This is a genomic window from Trichococcus sp. K1Tr, assembly GCF_028309625.1.
GTDB lineage: Bacteria > Bacillota > Bacilli > Lactobacillales > Aerococcaceae > Trichococcus.
The window spans coordinates 419,144-434,139 of sequence record NZ_JAQMHR010000001.1; the positions used below are offsets into that span (position 1 = coordinate 419,144).

Sequence of the window (14,996 nt, forward strand, 5' to 3'; positions counted from 1 at the left end):
ATTTTATACTAGAATGCTGTCGTCAACAACTTTTGGACTGGCACATCAAATGCTTCGATTTCCCAATGAGGATCCTTGAACAATTGGAATGGGAAAAGCACCGACAAGGTGTGCCCATTGTATGCAGCCAGATAGCGGTCATAATAGCCGCCGCCGAACCCTACGCGGTAACCCGTTTCCGAAAACGCCAATCCGGGGACAAGCAGCAGATCGATTGCTTCAGGCGGGACCGGATTACGCTTGTCGACAGGTTCCATGATGCCGAATTTGCTCCTTGACATGGCAGTATCCGGCAAGTATTCATGAAAAGTCATCACGCGGTCCTTGCCGGAATAGGGAACGACCATCCGCTTGCCTTCTTCAAGCCCCGTTTGGATGATTTTATGCGTATCGATTTCCGGAAAATTGGACCAGGTGACTCCGACTGTCTTTGCGGCATGCCACTCGTCGCTGTTGCAGACTGCTGTCGTCAACTCTTGCTCCATCCGGATCCGATCTTGCGACGGCAAATCCCTCAATCTCCCCAGCATCTCTTTTCTTATTTGTTCTTTCATCAGAAGCCCTCCTTAAGCGGTCTCCCGCACGCCGTTTCTACTCTGTAAAATATCCTTCCGGATAAAATAAAAAAACAACAGGATATCCTGTTGTCGTTTTAATTATTTTGTTTCACGATGCAAAGTCACGCGTCTTTCACGTGGACAATATTTTTTCACTTCAAGACGGTCCGGGTTGTTACGTTTGTTTTTCTTTGATAAGTAATTACGTTCTTTACACTCCGTACATTCCAATGTAATATTTAACCGCATATTCTTCCCTCCAAACATAAAAAAATTGAAGATCGAATCATCTTCTGCGTTTCTCATTGTATCACTTATGGAAAAATTATGCCACTTTTTTTTGAACAACTTCTGCGCAAGTCCAATTTTTTGAGCTTTAAGCCAATAAAATCCCAGATAAGGTTGCAGAAACAAGCGAATTTCATTAGAATGTTATCAGGCGTCAAAAAGAAGAATTGAGGTGACAAAGATGGAACAATGGACCATCGTGATTGTCTTACTGACAATCGCAATCATATTGCTGTTTGCATCATTTTTCGTTAAGGATAATGATCGCAAATTCGCCGATGAGATGAGTGAATACACATTACAATTAACGGAAGAAATCCATGAATTGAAGCAACGACTCATCGCTGTGGAGGAAGAATTGGGAAAAGAAGCACCCGTTTCCGAAGATTCGCAGACCGTCAAAAAAGTACACAATCTGACTAAGCAACACATCATCACTTTGTATACAAGCGGAAGAACGTTTGATGAGATTGCAGAGCAACTGTCCGTCCCTATCACCACCGTGCAACTCGTTGTCGATAACTACATAGAGCAATCAATCGTATAGAGGAGAAAATAAAGTGAACAAACAAAAGCTTCGTTTTATATCCATCGGTTTTTTGTTGTCTGCCGTTCTGTTGGCCGGCTTCCAGCTCTTCTACCCGGAAGCACTACCTGGCAGCACCTTCAACGGAGAAGCAACTGCCGATTCAACGGATTATCAAGAGAAATATGAAAGTACATTGGCGGAATTGGAGTTGCAGAAGCAACTGAATGAAGCAACAACAAGCAGCGCTCCTGCCGAGGGAGCTGCAGTGGCCTCCAGTGCTCCTGCGGAAACAGCGGACATCGCCGAAAGTTCAGCTGTCCCTGCCGCGAACACACCCGTCACGTTTGTCATCACTTCCGGACAACCGACGTCCGTCGTCATCGACAATCTGGTCAGTGCGGGACTCATTACCGATCGGGCTGTCTTTGAACAGTACCTGAACGACCGGAATCTTGTCACGAAAATAAATATCGGTGAGTACCAATTGTCCCAGGACATGGGCTATGAAGTCATCGCCGATATGATCACACTGGAATAATGACCCAGCCTGCAAAAAAGAAGGTGCCGGAACAAGGATTGCAATTTCCTTGTTCCGGCACCTTCTTTGTGTCCATTTGGAAGCCGTCAGCCGATGGTGCTTCCGAGCTGGCCGGTTATTCCGCTGGCGTTGCGTAATCCCCTGTATTGAAGTAGGCATCAAAAACTTTCTTGGCTATCGGTGTAGCCCGACCCGTTTCCGATCTGAGATAAGGGACCACAACGGTTACGGTGATTTCCGGATTGTCGAATGGCGCATAACCGACGAAGGTGGAGTTGAAGACACTTTCACCCTTCAGATTGTCATTGTTGCCGTCATAGAAAGCCTCTGCCGTACCTGTCTTGGCGGCAACGTTGTTCGAGTCCTTCCCGAAGGTCGAATATGCGGTTCCGGTCGCGCTGTGGGTTACTTGGTAAAATCCTTGTTGGACACGCTCCATCGCTTCCGCGTCGACGTCGACCTGATTCATTACTTTAGTCTCCAGTGTCGTTTCCAAGGCTCCCAGCGATCCGTTCGCATCCGTGCTCCGGATTTCCGAAACCAGTTGGGGAGCGTAGCGGGTGCCGCCGTTGGCAATGGTATTGACGTATTGCGACAATTGCAGGGTCGTGTAAAGATCGTACTGTCCAAATGATTGGTCGATTACGTTTACTGCTCCTTGACTGAACCCGGTCAGTCCGCTACCTTCGTTCGGCAAGTCGATCCCCGTCTTCACACCCAACCCGAACTGGGCAAAGTAGCTGCGCAGTTCGTCGATCAGATCTGCGGAAATATTCAAGGTGCCTCCCGATTCATAGGATGATTGTCCCCCCATCAGCATCGCCAATTTGATCATGTAAACGTTCGATGAGCGGGCTAACGCCTCGATGTCGTTTATGGCCACTTGGTTGCCGACGGTCGGGTTGAAAACTGATTTTTTCAGATTTGAACCTTGGAATTGCAGCGGTTCATCGACGAGGACATTGTTGTCCGTGCTGATGACACCGCTCATGTATCCTGTCAGCACCATCGCGCCCTTCACAGCCGAACCCATCCCGTAACTGGAATTGATGACGCCCAATGCATCATCCACAATTTCATTGGATGTCGAAATTTGCTTCCCGGTCATGCCCAGAATTTCACCTGTATTCGGATCCGATGCCACTATGTAAATCCGATCGTTATAAGGATCGACATTGCTGTTCAGGAAATCCGTCGCGATCTGTTCGATTTCCTTCTGAAAATCAATATCGATGGTCAAAACCAGGTTATCCCCGGCTTTTCCTTCGTAGGATTCCTCCCGCGTCACAACCTCGCCTGATTGATCCGTGATTGTTTCCCATTGTGATTTCGTGCCTGAGAGCACCGATTCGTATTCTTGCTCCAAATAGGAGTTTCCGACGCGGTCGTTTCTGGCGTACCCTTTTGCCAAATAGGTGGCGACTTTGTCGCTCGGCAAACCGATTTTCTCGCTGGTCACCCCACCCAAAATACTCTTCAGCAAGTCGGATTCCGGATAAATCCTGACCCAATCCGTGGCGACATCGACTCCGGACAAACCAGACAGATTTTCGCTCACCTGTGCCAATTCTCCATCCGAGACATCCTTATTTTTTATGCTGGTGGTCGACAAGGCATACGCGCTGTTCATCCGCTTGAAAATAGCGGCAATTTCTTTTTCTTCATCCGAATAGGCGATATCTTCCGCCGTTATTTTTGCGAGCTCTACTTCATACAAGTCGGAACCCGGCAACAACTTTTCATCATCCGACAGACGCTCCAGCATGACTTCGTTGTTTACGGCTATCCAGTAATCCTTCAGATCGCGCTCTGTCAGTTCATCACTGCTGACGTTTATCAGACCAGCCAAGGAAGAGGCGACCTTCGCCATTTCCTTGGCCGTCGTGTTTGCTCCTCTGGTGTAGGTTATGGAATGTTGCGGTTCATTGCCTACAAGGATGTTGCCGTCTCTGTCATATATCAAACCGCGCGGCACTGATTCCGTCACAAGTGTCGTTTCTGTGCGTTTCACGATGGCTTCGAATTCATCTCCGCGAACGATCTGCAGGTATCCCAACCGGAATATCACCGCAGAAAACAGCGAGAACACGATAAAAAAGAGCAGGTTCAAGCGAAATGGGATATGCGATTTTCTCTTTCTTTTGCTTTGGGTATTATCTTCCAATTTTACACCTTCCTAAAACCATAGTTCGACAACCTATTATAGCAAAAAAAGCATGCATTACAAACGACGCAATAAATATTTAAAGATGTGCCTTTGTTGGATGCGCCCAGACAACCTCGGATTCTTCATAAAACCAGCGGGATATGCTAAAATAGCAGAAGCACTTGTGAAATTTTAGCTTCAACTATCCAGAGCGTTCACTCATTGTCAGGCAACTCTGCAGGAACGCCACAAAAATTTCATATTAAGGAGGAATGTGCAGCATGCTGAAGCGTTTCACAACCCTATCCCCGCAAAAAAATATGCTTTTCCTTTCGTTCTTACTGCCCTTTTTTGTGATGATGGTCATTTATGCCACCATGGGCGTTTATCCTTTCGGCAACAGCACATTGCTGACGGTCGATCTCGGCCAGCAATATGTGGATTTTTTCAGTTATTACCGCACTACCTTATTGTCCGATCCTTCCGCCCTTTTCTTTTCGTTCACAAAATCATTCGGCGGCGAGATGCTGGGGCTTTGGGCTTACTATCTGATGAGTCCGTTTAATCTCATTTTTCTGCTTTTCCCGCAGTCTCAGTTGCCCTTGGCGGTGACCATCTTGATCCTGATGAAGGTTTCGGCGTCAGGACTGACTTTTGCTCATCTGTTGATTTCCCGGTTCGAAGGCAAAGGCTTATTGGTTCCATCTTTCGCAGTGAGCTATGCCTTGATGGGTTACGTCATCGTCAATCAATTGAACGTCATGTGGCTGGACGGGATCGTTTTCCTGCCTCTGATCATTCTTGGTTTGGAGAAACTGCTGTCGGGTGAAAGCGGTCTGTACTACAGCTTATTTCTCGGAGTGATGCTGATTTCCAATTATTACATCGGATTCATGATTTGTGTTTTCTTGGTCTTCTATTACCTTTTCGCATTTTCCAGACTAGAAGTTGTCGGCCCGAGCAACCTGAAGGCGCAGCTGAAGCACTTCTTCACCCAATCAGGCCGATTCACCGGTTATTCCTTTCTGGGGGCCGGTTTTGCCGCCGTCCTGCTGCTGCCCACCTTTTATTCGCTCTTGGGAAGCAAGGCAAGCTATGCCAACAACCTGATCGATTGGAGTTTCGCCTATGATCCTTTCGAAGTCGTTTCGAAGTTTTATGTCGGAGCGTTCAATTTTGAGCAGATGCCCAGCGGACATCCCAATCTCTTTATCGGCACTGTCGCTCTGACTGCGTACATCTATTATTTTTTTCATCCCGCCTTCTCAAAAAAAGAACGGTTCACCTCATTTGCGCTGACCGCCCTCTTTTTTCTGGCAATGAACGTACAGTTTCTGAATAAAATTTGGCATGCCGGACAATACCCGATCTGGTACCCTTACCGTTTTTCGTTCACCGTTTGTTTCTTTTTCCTGCTGAACGGTTTTCGGGCGTTGCGTTCCTATCGTCCTTTTCCCTTTTCGCTGGCCTGCTGTCTTTTGATCGCCAATGCAGCCACTGCCATCTATGTGCTGAAAAAGGATTTTGAATTTCTGGAGCCTGTCCAAGTATTGATCAGTGCAGTCATTTCTGTCCTTGTCCTGGTGTTGCTGATGCTCAGGGACCAGCCCCGAAAATGGCTGACCTACGCTTTGCTTTTCGTGGTCACTGCAGAGATGACGGCAAATGCAGCCATCGACCTGTTTCGGTTGGGCTACGTCAAGCAGGACGAATTTTCCGATTATCAAACGAATCTGAATACGATGCTGGCGGATGTGCGCACACCCGAAGACACTTTCTACCGGATCGAAAAAACGTTCCAACGCTCCAAAAACGACAGCTTCCAAGCCAATTATGCAGGAATCAATCATTTCAGCTCCACTTTCGAAAAAGAGATTCCCGCCTTGTTCGGATCATTGGGCTTTCCGGACGGTAACGGGTTTATCGTTTACTCAACCGGGACTTTGTTTACGGATGCGCTTTTCGGTGTGAAATACTTCATCCAGGACAAGAAGTTGCCGGAAACATTTTATGACCTCAATGACGGCGTGTACCGGTTGAAACGCAACTCCACCCGCCCGGATTTGATCCAATACAACCCTTATTCCGAGACCGACCGAACGACCACCTTTGAAAATCCATACGCGTTGTCATTGGCATTCGGGGTTTCCGCAAGTGTATTGGATCTCGAGTTGATCGAGGATCAGCCCATATTGATGCAGGAACAGCTTTTGGACGCCTTCAACAATCAGGAAAGCATCGAGCCATATTTTTCATTGCGTCCGTTCGATTCCAACGTCTTCCAGAATGTGACATCCGCTGCCGATGATGCGCAGAACACAACCTACTATCGGTCTGTGGATGGGGCAATCTCAAGGATCGAATTCCAGTTCACCCCTGCCAGCGACAATCCTTATTATCTGATTCTGGATGCCGGCATCGACGACGATGACGCAAACCTTTATGTGAATAATGTGAAGCTGGATTACTATACGACCTATCGCAACGATCAGGTCATCAACATCGCAAGCAACCAGCAGGGTGAAAACGTCACTTTCACAATCGAACTGCTCGAGGACTCGATACGGGTACAGGACCTGAAACTTTACGAATTGAACAAAGCTCTGTTCGAGGAAACCATTTCAGCGCGACAAGCGGAAGGCATGACGATCACCTCGTTCAGCCAGACGCACATCACAGGTTCGGTCACGATCGAGGCTGAAGATGAAATATTGTTGACGACGATCCCCTACAGCGAAGGCTGGGAGGTGACGATCGATGGGGCAACTGCAGAAACAACCACCGCTCTGAACGGCTTGCTGGCGGTGCCGATCAGCGCAGGCAAACATGCCCTCGCATTGACGTACCGCACCCCTTATCTGATGACCGGCTTGTCCATCAGCGGGGTTTCAATCGTTGGCGCCTTATTATTGAGAAAATATCGCAAAAAGAAATGAGAAGAACGGCTGGGAGCAAAATCCCGGCCGCTCTTCTCATTTTTTCGTTATTTAGGGAACCATGGGAAAAATCTCATGATTCCTCTTCACACATATAAGAAATCGCCACAGTGCCGACACCGGCACTCATTCCGACGATTGTAGAAATGTTCATGATGTACTCCGGTTCCTTGCCGAGCAAGGCGACGCTGCGCTTCCGATATGCTTCAGCTTTTTCGGGATTATTGGCATGCACAATCGCATATCTCGAAATCTTCTCCTGTACATTCACTTTTTCCAGCAATCGGAACAGCTTCTTTTCATTCCCTTTTTCGCTGAACGCCTTCTCGGCTATCGACCCTTTGCCTTCTGCATCGATGGATACGACCGGTTTGAGATTGATTGTCATCGCCGCGATCCCGGAAACTTTACTTAACCGCCCGGATCTCACCATGTATTTCAAGTTGTTCACGCTGACGAAGATATTTGTCCGGTTCCGCAAGTGTTCAATCGCTCCGACGATTTCATCAAATGGCGTTTCCGCCGCGATCATTTCCGCCGCTTTCATGACAAGCAACCCTTCCGCACCCGAATTCCGCTTCGAATCGATCACGGCGATTTTTTTGCCTTCGTGCAGTTTTTTCGAGACGGCATTCTGGAACACGCTGTTGGTTCCGCTCTGCTCTTTTGCGACAGTCAAAATGATGACTTTGTCGTAATGGGAGAGCACCGTTTCAAGATATTTCTCGACAACAATCGGATTCGGTTGTGAACTTTTCGGGTATTCGATGGCTTCTTCCAACAAAGGATAGAAAAGTTCCGGCGTCATCGTCACCTTATCGAGATAGGAGGTGTTGTCAAAATTCAGGTTGAGCGGCAACATATGCACTTGATAGTGATCGAGCATTGCCTGCGGAATGTCCGCTATCGAGTCCGTGATCAATGCAGTGTCGTATTTCCGGTCAAAGGCGGATTCGTTCTGCCTGATCATATCGTCCGCCTTCTGCTGCAAGATGATGCCTTTTTTGCGCAAAACCTGGAATACTTGCTCCGGCGCATTGGCGTGGATATGGATTCTGGCTTTGTGGTTGTTGCCTGCCACAATCAAGGAATCCCCGTAGAGTGCCAGTTCCGCCTTCAATGCTTCCAGATCAAGCGCATCCCCTGACAACAGCGCTTCGGTACAGTAGCGATGGTGGATCTCGCCTTGGCTGTGGATCAATTCCTCATTGAAAGAAAGATCTTCCGGTTCAGCGCTGACTTCCATGTCCACCTTTCCGGTGCGCAAAAAAGTCGCAAATCCTTGCAGAAAATAGACAAATCCTTTTGCGCCGGAATCGACGACTTTGGAATCCTGGAGCACTTTCAAGCGGGATGTCGTCGCTTCCAAAGATTTGTTGGCCGTAATCAGCGATTTTGAGAACAATTCGGAGAAATTAGCCGAAAGGTCTTTATGGCTGTAGACCGCATCCGCCCATTCCCGGATGACGGTGATGATTGTCCCTTCCACCGGCTCGGAAATGGCCTGATAGGCATAAGGAACCGCATTTTTGACCGTTTCCGCAAACGAAGGGATAGTTATCGTCTCCTCATCCAGCAGGCTGAGAAAGATCCCGTTGATGTATTGGGCAATGATGATGCCGGAGTTTCCCCTGGCCCCAGTCAAAGCGGCATCGGCTATGCTGTTCATCGTTTCCTTTACGGATCCGGAAATTTTCGCCTCCAAGATGATCGCATGCATGGTTGAAGATAGGTTGCTGCCGGTATCCCCGTCAGCGACCGGAAACACATTGATTTCGTTCAGGCTGTTTTTGTTTTTTATGACCTCCTGTGCGCCCGACACAAAAGAATAGTAAAGCTTTTCGCTGTCCAATTTTGAAATGTCCATTGGTCTTCCCCCGTCCGCTCTTAGGCTTATTTGGTTGCTCACAAAAATCTTTGTGCCGCAACATACGTGATGCCGGCAGTTGCCGCATTCAAGAAAGTCCCCCAAGCCAAATCAATCACTGTGATCATGATCGGCCAATCTTTCAAAGTGGCCAGATTGGTCAAGTCATACGTCGCATACGCAATCAATCCGAAAAAGCCGCCAGCCAAAATGGCATATTGCAGGCTTTCCTTCAAAAGGGCCGGATGAATCACAAAAAACACGAGGCCGCCTATGAACAATAGATAAAAAATCAGCGCCGCCACCCAGTTGACGGTCGGAGCCATGAGGTGGCCCAAATATTTGCTGTAAATATTTTTGGATAAAACTCCCAGCCAGACAATATCCACTAAAAAGAACACAAAAAATGTCAGGAAATACAATTTGATGCTGTCCATCATTTATTCCTCCCTTTCCGTAATCCGTTATGGTTTCAGCTTCCGACTCTTTCCGTCAAAATGCCGTCTTTCATTACATAAACTTTATCACAATAGTCTATCAAACGCTCATCATGTGTCACCATGATCGTAGCCTTTTTCTTCATCTTTGTTTCCCTCGCCAAGATCTCCACCACTTCGAATGCTTTTTGCGTATCCAGACTGGCAGTCGGTTCATCCGCAAGAATGACAGCAGGGTCATGGTAGAGGGCGCGGGCGATGGCAACTCGTTGCCGCTGGCCGCCGGAGAGGTCACTCGGAAATTTGTTTTTCAATTCGAAGATACCCAATTCTTTCAATAAGTCATCCCGTTTTTGTTTGTCCACTTTGCTGCGTTCGACTTTATTGGCCAAGTGAAGCTGATCCTGGACAGTCAGAAACGGGACCAGATTGGAGGCTTGGAGTATGAAGCCGATTTCCTCGAACCGCAATTTTGCCCGTTTTTTCTCGCTCACATCACTGAATGGATTGCCGTTTATCAGCACCCGCCCTTCGGAAGGGGTCTGCAAACCACCCGTAATGGTCAAAAATGTACTTTTACCCGATCCACTCGGCCCGATGATTGCAACAAATTCTCCGGCTTCAACAGCAAGATTGGTCGATTTCAATGCGTCGATCCTTAATTCGCCTTCCCCGAATGAACGGGATACGTCTATCAATTCGATTAATTTCATATGCTCACTCCTATCCGATTGCTTTCAATGGATCGATTTTGACTACTGCCCTTACTGAAAATGCGCCGCCGACCATAGCCATGATGACCAACAAAGCCGCAATGATCACAAGGAAATTCAGGTTCGTTTGGTAAGGGACGGCTGCCGGCAACACCATTGCCGTTGCGCCCGTCAACAATAACCCGATGCCTACTCCGATAGCGGCCAATAAAAACGTTTGGATAACTACAGATTTTGCGATATAGCCACTCGAAATCCCTTGCGCTTTCATCACACCGAACATGCTGGTTTTCTGCATAGTCAGCACATAGATGAAGATGCCGATCACGACGGCAGCGATGACGATCAGAAAGCCGATCATCAGTCCGAACGTCAACACTTGCGCAGTGTAGCCCGGAATTTCACTGATGTAGTCCGCTATCGAATAGATTTTCAAGTCCGCACTTCCAGTGTCCACTTCTGCGATGGCATCTCCATTGTCCCTTACGACAATGGCACTGACGCGCCCTTCATCCGATTCGTCGATTTGCTCGAAGCGGACTTCCTGATAGGAACTGACCGTTGTGTAAAGCACGGGTGCGACGCTGAATCTGGCATCTTCCGTAAACCCGACAACCGTCACTTCTTTGTCGGACCCCGCAAGCTGCAGGATATCGCCCAATTCGATGCCCTCTTCTTCCTTCAGGCTGATGTCGGCGACGACCTCATCATCGTTTTGGAACGAATCCCCTTCGACCACTTCAGGCATCAGGAATTGATCCGCTTCGATTCCGAAGAAAGTCGTATCGATTTTGGCATCATCACCTGATGTTCCTTTTTTGTTGACGACACTCGGTGCTATTCCGATTACTGCAGCCTCATCCGCCGCAACCTCATCGATTGCGCCTTTCGGAAGCATCGACATGTTGATGTTTGTATTCGATTCGTCCGTCAGAATGATGCCGTCAGCATCCCATTTATCTACGCTGGTCCGGTTGTCCTGGGCCAAACCATAGGCAAGACCCACCAAAAAGAACACCAAGTAGGACACCAGCACCATGACGCCGATGATCAGCGAAAACCTTGTTTTTGCATGCTTAATTTCTTTCCAAGCTAAGAACATTTTTGCAACTCCTTCATTTCTTCTGTTATTTTATCCATCGTTGACAAAAAAATAGATTGATCCCTCAAATAGGATGTCTGTCCAGTCCTAGCTCGCACCGGTATCTCCTTGTTTCATCGCGCTGTTCAGTATTTTCAACTGCTTCATCAAAAACAAGCCATCGATGCCCTCAAGGTTGCAGGCATTCACTTCGGACAAAATCGCCAAATTGATCGCCTTCTTTGAAGTGACGCCTTTTTCACTCAATGAAACGATTGTAGCGCGCTTATCCAAAAGGGACGGTTCCTTCGTGAGCCAACCCTGTTTCTCAAGACGGTTCAATATTGGGTTCAACGTTCCGATCCCCATCCCTAAGCGTTCCCCGATGTGTTTGATCAATGTATTGTCCTCATCCCATAGAGCGAGCAAAACGAGGTACTGCGGGAATGTCAAATGGAAATCTTTCAATGCACGGTTATACATTTTGCCGAAACCATTTGCAGCCCGATAGACCTCGAAACAAAGCTGATCCTCAAGCGGCCTTTCAAAAATAGATTCATCCATCCGAAACTGCCTCCTTTCCGAATTTACTTCAATAATCAATATACATCTTACAAGATATATATTAAGCGATAGAATCTGGAAAGTAAAACAATCGCACTTGGAAGTGCCGCAAACTGAAAAAATCCCGAAATAACAATATTACGATAGCATAAAAAAAAGGACTCAGAGCGGGTGCCCTGAATCCTTTAAGTGGATTGCAATAACTTTATTGCTTATTTTGCGGCGGCTAAACGGCTGTTGACTTCATCCCAGTTCACAAGGTTCCAGAATGCTTTGATGTACTCAGGACGCACGTTCTTGTAGTTCAAGTAATAAGCGTGTTCCCATACGTCAAGGCCCAAAATCGGCGTTTTGCCTTCGCTGATCGGCGAATCTTGGTTTGGTGTGGAGGTGATTTCCAATTTACCATCGGAAACTACCAGCCAAGCCCATCCGGATCCGAAACGGCCTGCAGCAGCTGCAGAGAATTTTTCTTTCATGGCATCAAAACTGCCGAATGCTTCTTCAATTCCGTCCTTGACAGCTCCTGTAGGTTCTCCGCCTGCATTAGGCGCCAAAACTGTCCAGAATAAGCTGTGGTTTGCATGTCCGCCGCCGTTGTTGCGGACAGCCGTACGGATGTCCTCCGGAACGCTGTTCAAGTCAGCCAATAATTCCTCAATCGTTTTTTCAGCCAACTCAGGGTGTTTCTCCAATGCTGCGTTCACGTTTGTGATGTAAGCGTTGTGGTGTTTCTCATGATGCAAATGCATCGTTTCCTCATCGATATATGGTGTCAAAGCGTCGTACGCGTAAGGTAATGCTGGTAATGTAAAAGCCATGTTAAATTCCTCCTAAAATAGTTTAGTGATTTCTGACTGATTTCACTGTATCATCAATTGCTCACTTTATCAAAAATAAAGCCTCGAAGCCGTAGCAATTTTTGATTGCTAAATGTATCCATTTTCGATAGACTGGACAAGTATGATGCAGAAAGCGGTGATCACAATCTCAATCGTTAGTTTAGTCAAAGACAGTTTTATGGATCCAAAGCAATTGTTGGGTGCCAAAACATTAAAAAAAGGCCCTGCCTTTTTGCTCTTCATCTTGCTCTCACTGACCGTCAGCATCCCCCTGTTTCTGGATGGGTATGCCACGCTGCAAAAATTTTCGGCAGATGCGGGCGTGATAGCGGACAAAATACCTTCATTCACTATTTCGGACAGCGAATTGCAGTTGGAGAATCCCTCGGAAAGAGGTTTCATTTATAAAACCGACACAGTCCTGTTGGCTTTCGATAGTCAGGAAGTTTACACGCAGAGAGAAATCGAAAAAGAAATGTCCTCACCTGTTTTGATTTTGAGTCTCGTATTTTCAAAGGATGCCTTCACACTCTACGCTCAAGACGTCCCATTCAGGTTGCCCTATGAGCAGTCAGATGACCTTACGGACCAGTCGTTCAAAAAGTTGCTGGGCAATTTTTCCAGCGATCGGCTTTTTTCCGGCGTGATCATGCTCTTGTTCAGCCTTTTCATTTCTTCGTTCAGTGTGCTTCTGACGCTGTTGATTATCGCGCTGTTCGCGAATGTATTGACAGGATTCATGCGGAAAAAACTCCCGTTCCGCGAAATATTAAGGATGGCGCTGATTGCCTCCGTCGTCCCGGTGGTTTTCTTTAGCCTATTGAACGGATTCGGCCTCTACCCTATGATTCAGGATGAAGCGATTGCCCTCATCGGTATTTTCTATTTCTACAGAGCCCTTAAAGAATAGCCGGACAGCCGCAACTTTTCGGCAATGTCCGTTTCCTGCCTAAAAAGAGGCCGCAGCAAGATGATCTTTCGATCATCTGCTGCGGCCTCTTTTTTTCTTATTTTTTACCCGTGGTTGCGGGTTTTGCTTGCTCTTCGTTTGCGTTTCTGTTGGCTGGCGATATTTTCTTTCAATTTGCGTTTGTAGCCAGGCTTCACTTGTTTCTTAGCCTTGTTTACCATTCCGCGGATGCGGTGATCGGGTTCCAATTGACTCGGAGCGTTTCTCATCTCACGGCGTTTTCTTTCGTAAGTTTCAACAAGTTGATCTTTTTCGATAGCGACTGGTTTGAAAACAACCCCATACTTCTCCAGATCATCGATTGCTTTTTCTTCACCCGGCGCGTACAAAGTGATAGCAGTTCCTTTTAAGTTGCTGCGTCCCGTTCTGCCCGTACGGTGTACGAAGAATTCCATGTCCTTCGGCAATTCATAGTTGATGACGTGTGAAACGCCTTCGATATCGATGCCGCGTGCCGCCAAATCGGTAGCCACCATGAATTGGTACTCCAGATTATGGACTCTTCTCATGATGCGTTTGCGTTCACGAGCCGGCACATCGCCATGCAAGACTGCCGGCTGGATGCCACGTTGTCTCAGTCCATCAGCGATTTCCTCGGCATTTTGTTTTGTATTGGCAAAAATCAATGCCAGATATGGTTCTCCCATCGTCAACACTTGATACAGAACATCAATTTTTGCTTGTCCTTTAGTGGACAGCAACAGATTATCGATTGCCGGTGCAATGATATGTTCCGGTTTCAACTGGACAACGACAGGGTTTTCGACGTATTTCTTCAAGAAACCCTTCAGTTTCTCTGGAATCGTAGCGGAGAATACCAGCATCTGGAGTTTCTCCGGCAAGCGGCCGGCAATCTGATCGACATCATGCAGGAAGCCCAGATCCAGTGTCATATCCGCTTCGTCAATGACCATTTTGGATGCGGTATGGATCTTCAGAGCTTGCTCATTGATCAGATCAAGAATTCTGCCGGGAGTCCCGATGACGATATGCGGTTGGTTGTTGACCAGTTTCGACATTTGACGTTTCTTGTCTGTGCCGCCTACGTAGCTGACGATACGGATTTCCTCGGGCGCATTTGAGATCAGTTGACTAGCTGTCTGATACAGTTGTTCAGCTAGCTCACGGCTAGGTGAAGTGATGACAACTTGGACTTCATTTTTTGATGGATCGATGGCATCGATCAAAGGCAGCAAGAAGCTATGGCTTTTCCCTGTCCCTGTCTGCGATTGACCAATCACACTCTTGCCGGTTCGAATGATCGGGATAATTTGTTTTTGGATATCGGTCGGTTCTTTGAAATTCAATTTGCTGATTGCCTCCAGCAAAAATGGCTTCAATTGAAAGTCTTTAAATTCCACGTTTACACCTCTTGTTTTTCTTCTGCGTATTTTATGCCTTACCATTATAACACATGCGCAAGGTTTAAACCTTAATTTCAAATAAGAATTTGAAAACCAAGCGCTTAAATTTATTATCAATATATTTATACACACTGACGAAAGCACCCCGGCAAAGATGCCGTCAA

The 14,996-nt window shown here is 47.1% G+C and carries 14 protein-coding genes; 4 read left to right on the forward strand and 10 right to left on the reverse strand.

Annotation, left to right across the window (positions count from 1 at the left end):
* Positions 1 to 8: 8 nt before the first annotated feature.
* Both PH235_RS01920 and rpmG read right to left on the reverse strand, forming a co-directional pair.
* Positions 9 to 554, reverse strand: coding sequence for a 5-formyltetrahydrofolate cyclo-ligase (locus PH235_RS01920; RefSeq protein WP_272160778.1), 546 nt, complete (start codon positions 552 to 554; stop codon positions 9 to 11).
* 102 nt (positions 555 to 656) lie between these two features.
* A complete protein-coding gene (gene rpmG / locus PH235_RS01925) occupies positions 657 to 806 on the reverse strand; it encodes a 50S ribosomal protein L33 (protein ID WP_068560829.1) in 150 nt (49 codons plus the stop codon).
* Between the two features lie 220 nt (positions 807 to 1,026).
* Here rpmG and PH235_RS01930 point away from each other — a divergent pair, with 220 nt between their 5' ends.
* Positions 1,027 to 1,392, forward strand: coding sequence for a DUF6115 domain-containing protein (locus tag PH235_RS01930; RefSeq protein ID WP_443080831.1), 366 nt, complete (start codon positions 1,027 to 1,029; stop codon positions 1,390 to 1,392).
* 13 nt (positions 1,393 to 1,405) lie between these two features.
* Positions 1,406 to 1,912 (forward strand): hypothetical protein, encoded by a 507-nt coding sequence (locus PH235_RS01935; RefSeq protein ID WP_272160780.1) that lies wholly within the window; start codon positions 1,406 to 1,408, stop codon positions 1,910 to 1,912.
* A gap of 115 nt (positions 1,913 to 2,027) precedes the next feature.
* On the opposite strand, the gene PH235_RS01940 is transcribed toward PH235_RS01935, so the two are convergent.
* A complete protein-coding gene (locus PH235_RS01940) occupies positions 2,028 to 4,076 on the reverse strand; it encodes a peptidoglycan D,D-transpeptidase FtsI family protein (protein ID WP_272160781.1) in 2,049 nt (682 codons plus the stop codon).
* Between the two features lie 263 nt (positions 4,077 to 4,339).
* On the opposite strand from PH235_RS01940, the gene PH235_RS01945 reads away from it, so the two are divergent.
* Positions 4,340 to 6,994, forward strand: coding sequence for a YfhO family protein (locus PH235_RS01945; protein WP_272160782.1), 2,655 nt, complete (start codon positions 4,340 to 4,342; stop codon positions 6,992 to 6,994).
* A 73-nt stretch (positions 6,995 to 7,067) separates the two neighbouring features.
* On the opposite strand, the gene PH235_RS01950 is transcribed toward PH235_RS01945, so the two are convergent.
* From PH235_RS01950 to PH235_RS01975, 6 genes are all read right to left on the reverse strand, one after another.
* Entirely contained in the window at positions 7,068 to 8,861 is a 1,794-nt protein-coding gene (locus tag PH235_RS01950) for a DAK2 domain-containing protein (protein WP_272160783.1), read from the reverse strand.
* Positions 8,862 to 8,899: 38 nt separating this feature from the next.
* Positions 8,900 to 9,298: a DUF2177 family protein gene (locus PH235_RS01955; protein ID WP_272160784.1), complete on the reverse strand. Its 399-nt coding sequence runs from the start codon at positions 9,296 to 9,298 to the stop codon at positions 8,900 to 8,902.
* Between the two features lie 35 nt (positions 9,299 to 9,333).
* A complete protein-coding gene (locus PH235_RS01960; protein ID WP_272160785.1) occupies positions 9,334 to 10,011 on the reverse strand; it encodes an ABC transporter ATP-binding protein in 678 nt (225 codons plus the stop codon).
* Between the two features lie 10 nt (positions 10,012 to 10,021).
* Entirely contained in the window at positions 10,022 to 11,113 is a 1,092-nt protein-coding gene (locus PH235_RS01965) for an ABC transporter permease (RefSeq protein ID WP_272160786.1), read from the reverse strand.
* 87 nt (positions 11,114 to 11,200) lie between these two features.
* A complete protein-coding gene (locus PH235_RS01970; RefSeq protein WP_272160787.1) occupies positions 11,201 to 11,656 on the reverse strand; it encodes a MarR family winged helix-turn-helix transcriptional regulator in 456 nt (151 codons plus the stop codon).
* Positions 11,657 to 11,868: 212 nt separating this feature from the next.
* On the reverse strand, positions 11,869 to 12,477 hold the full coding sequence (locus PH235_RS01975; protein WP_272160788.1) for a superoxide dismutase: 609 nt from the start codon (positions 12,475 to 12,477) through the stop codon (positions 11,869 to 11,871).
* A 142-nt stretch (positions 12,478 to 12,619) separates the two neighbouring features.
* On the opposite strand from PH235_RS01975, the gene PH235_RS01980 reads away from it, so the two are divergent.
* A complete protein-coding gene (locus PH235_RS01980) occupies positions 12,620 to 13,408 on the forward strand; it encodes a DUF1189 family protein (RefSeq protein ID WP_272160789.1) in 789 nt (262 codons plus the stop codon).
* Between the two features lie 104 nt (positions 13,409 to 13,512).
* Here the strand turns inward: PH235_RS01980 and PH235_RS01985 are convergent, their stop codons facing one another.
* Positions 13,513 to 14,829: a DEAD/DEAH box helicase gene (locus tag PH235_RS01985; protein ID WP_443080823.1), complete on the reverse strand. Its 1,317-nt coding sequence runs from the start codon at positions 14,827 to 14,829 to the stop codon at positions 13,513 to 13,515.
* Positions 14,830 to 14,996: the final 167 nt, after the last annotated feature.